Origin of the sequence: Streptomyces sp. NPDC057654 (assembly GCF_042800135.1) — a bacterium.
Taxonomy (GTDB): domain Bacteria; phylum Actinomycetota; class Actinomycetes; order Streptomycetales; family Streptomycetaceae; genus Streptomyces.
The window spans coordinates 1-5,878 of record NZ_JBHVHQ010000544.1 but is presented as its reverse complement, the minus strand read 5'-3'; the positions used below and the strand labels follow the sequence as shown (position 1 = coordinate 5,878).

Annotated in this window: 5 protein-coding genes and 1 pseudogene; 1 reads left to right on the top strand and 5 read right to left on the bottom strand. The window is 72.1% G+C overall.

Translation table 11 applies throughout. The annotated features are described in order from the left end of the window. From ilvD to ACFU99_RS30160, 4 genes are all read right to left on the bottom strand, one after another. On the bottom strand, positions 1–1,833 hold a 1,833-nt coding region (gene ilvD, locus ACFU99_RS30175), incomplete at its 3' end, for a dihydroxy-acid dehydratase (protein ID WP_384398029.1). Positions 1,834–2,010: 177 nt separating this feature from the next. Beyond that, positions 2,011–2,652 (bottom strand): TetR family transcriptional regulator, encoded by a 642-nt coding sequence (locus tag ACFU99_RS30170; protein WP_384398031.1) that lies wholly within the window; start codon positions 2,650–2,652, stop codon positions 2,011–2,013. Positions 2,653–2,714: 62 nt separating this feature from the next. Further along, positions 2,715–3,539 carry a sugar phosphate isomerase/epimerase family protein gene (locus tag ACFU99_RS30165; RefSeq protein ID WP_384398027.1) on the bottom strand — a complete coding sequence of 275 codons (825 nt, stop codon included), beginning with the start codon at positions 3,537–3,539 and terminating at the stop codon, positions 2,715–2,717. A gap of 23 nt (positions 3,540–3,562) precedes the next feature. After that, on the bottom strand, positions 3,563–4,567 hold the full coding sequence (locus ACFU99_RS30160) for a Ppx/GppA family phosphatase (protein WP_384398025.1): 1,005 nt from the start codon (positions 4,565–4,567) through the stop codon (positions 3,563–3,565). A gap of 45 nt (positions 4,568–4,612) precedes the next feature. Between ACFU99_RS30160 and ACFU99_RS30155 the strand changes: the two genes are divergently transcribed. Next, entirely contained in the window at positions 4,613–5,434 is an 822-nt protein-coding gene (locus tag ACFU99_RS30155; protein ID WP_384398023.1) for a hypothetical protein, read from the top strand. Between the two features lie 55 nt (positions 5,435–5,489). Here ACFU99_RS30155 and ACFU99_RS30150 read toward each other — a convergent pair. Beyond that, positions 5,490–5,878: pseudogene (locus tag ACFU99_RS30150) on the bottom strand (sigma-70 family RNA polymerase sigma factor); the annotation flags it as partial.

Here is a 5,878-nt window from a genome sequence, read left to right as displayed (position 1 = left end):
GTCCCGCACCGCGCCCTTGTCCGCGCTCGTCGCCATGGCCGCGTACGCGCGCAGCGCCGTGGAGACCTTCCGCTCGCGGCTCTTCGGGGCGTACGTGCCGCCGAGCGCCGCCCGGCGGGCCGCCAGCTCGTCCTCGCCGACGAGGAGCTCCATCGAGCGGTTGGGGATGTCGATGCGGATGCGGTCGCCGTCCTCGACGAGCGCGATCGTGCCGCCGGACGCCGCCTCGGGCGAGGCGTGGCCGATGGACAGGCCCGACGTGCCGCCGGAGAAGCGGCCGTCGGTGACCAGCGCGCACGCCTTGCCGAGGCCGCGGCCCTTGAGGAACGAGGTCGGGTAGAGCATCTCCTGCATGCCGGGGCCGCCCTTGGGGCCCTCGTAGCGGATGACGACGACGTCGCCCTCCTTGATCCGCTTGGTGAGGATCGCGTCGACGGCGTCCTCCTGCGACTCGCAGACCACGGCCGGGCCCTCGAACGTCCAGATCGACTCGTCGACGCCCGCGGTCTTCACGACGCAGCCGTCCTCGGCGAGGTTGCCGTAGAGGATCGCGAGCCCGCCCTCGGTGGAGTAGGCGTGCGCCATGTCGCGGATGCAGCCGCCCTCGGCGTCCGTGTCGAGGGTGTCCCACCGCTCGGACTGGGAGAAGGCGGTGGCGGACCGGACGCAGCCGGGGGCCGCGTGGAACAGCTCGACGGCCTCCTCGGACGGCGAGCCGCCGCGGATGTCCCACTGCTTGAGCCAGTCGGCCAGCGACGGCGAGTGGACGGTGTGGACGTCCTCGTTCAGCAGGCCGCCGCGGTACAGCTCGCCGAGGATGGCGGGGATGCCGCCGGCCCGGTGGATGTCCTCCATGTAGTAGACGCCGCCGGGCGCGATGTTCGGGGCGACCTTCGCCAGGCATGGCATGCGGCGGGAGAGCCCGTCGATGGCCTTCATGTCGAAGTCGAGCCCGGCCTCCTGGGCGGCGGCGAGCAGGTGCAGGATCGTGTTGGTGGAGCCGCCCATGGCGATGTCGAGGGCCATGGCGTTCTCGAAGGCGGCGCGGCTGCCGATGTTGCGCGGCAGGACGGTCGCGTCGTCCTGCTCGTAGTGGCGCTTGGTGATCTCGACGACCGTGCGCCCGGCGTTCTCGTACAGCGCCTTGCGCGCGGTGTGGGTGGCGAGCACCGAGCCGTTGCCGGGCAGGGCCAGGCCGATCGCCTCGGCGAGGCAGTTCATGGAGTTGGCGGTGAACATGCCGGAACAGGAGCCGCAGGTCGGACAGGCGTTGTCCTCGATGCGGGCGATGTCCTCGTCCGAGACGTTGTCGTTGACGGCCTCGGAGATCGCGGTGATCAGGTCCAGCTTGCGGACCGTGCCGTCGACGAGGGTCGCGCGGCCGGACTCCATCGGGCCGCCGGAGACGAAGACGGTCGGGATGTTGAGGCGCATCGCGGCCATCAGCATGCCGGGGGTGATCTTGTCGCAGTTGGAGATGCAGATCAGCGCGTCCGCGCAGTGCGCCTCGACCATGTACTCGACGGAGTCGGCGATCAGGTCGCGGGACGGCAGGGAGTAGAGCATCCCGCCGTGGCCCATGGCGATGCCGTCGTCGACCGCGATGGTGTTGAACTCGCGCGCGATGCCGCCCGCCGCGTGGATCGCCTCGCTGACGATGCGGCCGACGGGCGCGAGGTGGGTGTGGCCGGGCACGAACTCGGTGAAGCTGTTGGCCACCGCGATGATCGGCTTGCCGAAGTCCTCGCGCGCTACGCCCGAGGCCTGCATAAGGGCTCGGGCGCCCGCCATGTTGCGGCCGTGGGTGACAGTGCGGGACCTCAGATCGGGCACGGTGGACACTCCCTCGGGGTTGTTCGGCGCCGTCGGCGCGGCTGTGGCCGAGCGTACGCCCTCCGCTCCATGATCTGGACAGTGCCTCCGGTATGTGAGACGGGCGACCGGAGTGCGGACGGGGGAGGCTGTACGGGCGTGAGCCGGGTGATGCTGTTTCCCCAGGGCGCCCGGGGGTTATCCCTCGCCGGTGAGGTGGCGCTGCACCGCCGGGGCGACCATGACGATGACCTTCTCGACGTCGGCTGAGGCCAGCGGCTCCGCCTTGATCACGTACCGCAGCAGCACGGTTCCCACGATCTGCGCGGTCGCCAGCTCGGAGCGCAGCTCGGGGTCGGGCACGTCCAGCTCGCTCGCGATACGGATCATCAGCTTGCTGGTGACGAGGTTGCGCAGGACGGTGGCCGCGGTCTCGTTGGTGACGGCCGAGCGGACGATGGCGAGCAGCGGGTCGCGGGTCGCCGGGTTCTCGTACATCCCGAGGATGAAGCGGGCCAGCCGCTCCCCCACGCCGTCCGGACCGCCCGCGAGCAGGGTGTCGGACGCGGACAGGGCGGGCGCGAAGGCGACCTCTACGGCCGCGGCGAAGACCTGTTCCTTCGTCCCGAAGTAGTGGTGGACGAGGGCCGGGTCCACGGACGCGCCCTTGGCGATGGCGCGGATCGACGCCCGGTCGTAGCCGCGCTCGGCGAACTCGGCGCGGGCGGCTGTGAGGATACGGTCGCGGGCGCCGGGGCCCTGGGCCGTGCTCGTACGGGCGGGTCGGCCGCGCTTCTTCGGGGCGGAGCCGTTCGCGGTCTCTTCGGCGGAACCGTTCATGTCCTCTGCGGAGCCGTTCACGCTGTCCTCCGTCCGCCCGGCCGCGGGTCCCTCGGCGTCGCTCATGATCCCGGCACTCCGGTGGAGGAGGCGAGGTAGAGCCGGGTGAAGGCGAGCGCCTCCGCCAGGTCGGCCTCGCGTTCGGCGGCGGACATCGCCCGGCGGGTATTGACCTCGACGACGACGTGCCCGCCGAAGCCGGAGGTCGCGAGCCGCTCCAGCAGCTCGGCGCACGGCTGCTTGCCGCGGCCGGGCACCAGGTGCTCGTCCTTGTTGGAGCCGTTGCCGTCGGCGAGGTGGACGTGGGCGAGCCGGTCGCCCATGCGGTCGATCATGCGCAGCGCGTCCGTACGGGCCGTGGCGGTGTGCGAGAGGTCCACCGTGAAGTGCCGGTAGTCGTCGTTGGTGACGTCCCAGTCCGGCGCGTACGCGAGGACCTCGCGGTCCCGGTAGCGCCACGGATACATGTTCTCCACGGCGAACCGCACGTCCGTCTCGTCCGCCATCCGCCAGATCCCGTTCACGAAATCCCGCGAGTAATTGCGCTGCCAACGGAACGGCGGATGCACCACGACCGTGGACGCGCCCAGCTTCTCGGCCGCCGCGCGGGCCCGCTGGAGCTTGACCCACGGGTCCGTCGACCAGACCCGCTGTGTGATCAGCAGGCACGGCGCGTGCACGGCGAGCACCGGCACCTGGTGGTAGTCGGAGAGTCTGCGGAGCGCCTCTATGTCCTGGCTGACGGGGTCCGTCCACACCATGACCTCGACACCGTCGTAGCCCAGGCGCGCGGCGATCTCGAAGGCCGTGGCCGTCGACTCCGGATACACCGAGGCCGTGGACAGGGCGACCTTCGCATCCGGGATGCGCACCACTGGCTCCGTCACGAAGGACAGCGTACGACCGCCCGTCATCCGGCGGGCAGCCGGTCCAGGCGCCGCAGGATGACGCCCTCGCGCAGCGCCCACGGGCAGATCTCCAGCTCCGCCACCCCGAAGAGGTCCATCGCACCCTCCGCGACCAGGGCGCCTGCCAGCAGCTGCGGCGCCCGGTCCGCGGAGACCCCGGGCAGTTCCGCGCGTTCGGTACGGGTCATCGCGGCGAGCCTGGGCACCCACTCCTCCAGCGCCGCGCGGGACAGCGAGCGCTGCGCGTACACGCCCTCGGCGGACCGCGCCGAGCCCGCGATCCGCGCGAGCTGCTTGAAGGTCTTGGAGGTCCCCACGATGTGGTCGGGCGCGCTGTGCCGGGCGAAGTCCCCGATGATGCGGGCTATCTCGGCCCGTACGTGCTTGCGCAGCGCCCGTACGTCCGCGGGGTCCGGCGGGTCGCCGGGCAGCCAGCCGGCCGTGAGGCGGCCCGCGCCCAGCGGCAGGGAGGCGGCCACGTCCGGGGTCTCGTCCATGCCGTAGGCGGTCTCCAGGGAGCCGCCGCCGATGTCGAGGACCAGCAGTTTCCCCGCCGACCAGCCGAACCAGCGGCGGGCGGCGAGGAAGGTGAGGCGCGCCTCCTCGGGGCCGGTCAGTACGGACAGGGCGACGCCGGTCGCCCGCTGGACGCGGGCGAGGACGGCGTCCGCGTTGGCCGCCTCGCGGACGGCGGAGGTGGCGAAGGCGAGGACGTCCTCGCAGCCCTTGTCCTCGGCGGCCTGGAGCGCCTCGCGGATGACGTCGACGAGGCGGTCGATGCCGGTTTCGCTGATCGCGCCGCCGTTCCCGTAGCCCTCCCCGTCCCTGTCCCCGTCCCCGTCGCCGTTCTCCGGGCCGTCCTTCCGCGCGTCGTCCTTTTCCAGGAGCTCGGCCAGCCGCAGATCGGCCTTGTGCGAGTGGGCGGGCAGCGGGCGCGCGCCGGGGTGCGCGTCCACCACCAGCAGATGGACGGTATTCGAACCCACATCGAGGACACCGAGTCTCATGGACGGAACGCTACTGCGGGCCCGCACGGCGCATAGGCTTGCGGGGTGGCAAAGACGAAAAAGGCGAAGCGGGACAAAGAAGTGAAGAAGACAGCGAAGGCAGCGAAGACGGCGCAGCCGCAGCCGTCCGACGAGGTCGGTCTGGACTTCGCCCGCGCCTGGGTCGAATTCCCCGACCCGGCCGACGACGAACAGGTCTTCCGCTGCGACCTGACGTGGCTGACATCACGCTGGACCTGTGTCTTCGGGCAGGGCTGCCAGGGCATCCAGGCAGGTCGGGCGGACGACGGCTGCTGCACGCTCGGCGCGCACTTCTCGGACGAGGACGACGAGAAGCGGGTCGCGCTGCACGTGGACCGGCTGTCGCCGGAGGTCTGGCAGTTCCACGACGAGGGGAAGAAGTCGGGCTGGGTCCAGGTCGACGAGGACGGCGAGCGGCAGACCCGCCGGTACGAGGGGTCGTGCATCTTCCAGAACCGGCCGGGGTTCGCGGGCGGCGCGGGCTGCTCGCTGCACATCCTCGCGCTGCGCGAGGGCCGCGAGCCGCTGGAGACCAAGCCGGACGTCTGCTGGCAGCTGCCGGTCCGGCGCACGTACGACTGGATCGACCGCCCGGACGACACGCGGGTGCTCCAGGTCACGATCGGCGAGTACGACCGCCGGGGCTGGGGCCCCGGCGGCCACGATCTGCACTGGTGGTGCACGTCGGCGACGTCCGCGCACGGCGCGGGCAAGCCGGTGTACGTCTCGTACGCGCCCGAGCTGACGGAGCTGATGGGCGAGGAGGCGTACGACCGGCTGGTCGAACTCTGCGAGGCCCGGCTGGCGTCGCAGCTCCCGATGGTGGCGCCGCACCCGGCGGACTGACACTGACGGGAACTCCGCGAGGCTCGGCCTGGCGGGGCTGTGCCTGGTCTCCTTCTCAGCCGCCGCCTCCTCCCCCGGGCGTCCCCGTCGGGGACGGAGACGACGGGGTCGGAGTCGGGGTGGTCGGGCTCGGGGACGGCGGCGTGGGCGTCGGGGTCGGCTGCTTGCCCCGGCCCTCGACGGTGATCACCGCGCCCGCCGGGGCCACGGTGATCTTGGCGCTCCAAGGCCCCGCGGGCTCCCGCGCGTGGTCCACGTCGACCGTGATCGTGACGCTCTGCCCCGGCTCCAGCGACCCGGACGACCGGCTGAGGCTCAGCCACGAGGCGCTGGTCGAGGCGGACCACCGCACGGCCTGCCCGCCGCTCGCCGTGAGCGTCACGGCCGTACCGTCCCCGCTCGGCTGCGCGTCGACGGTGAGCCGTCCGGGGCCCGGCACGGGGC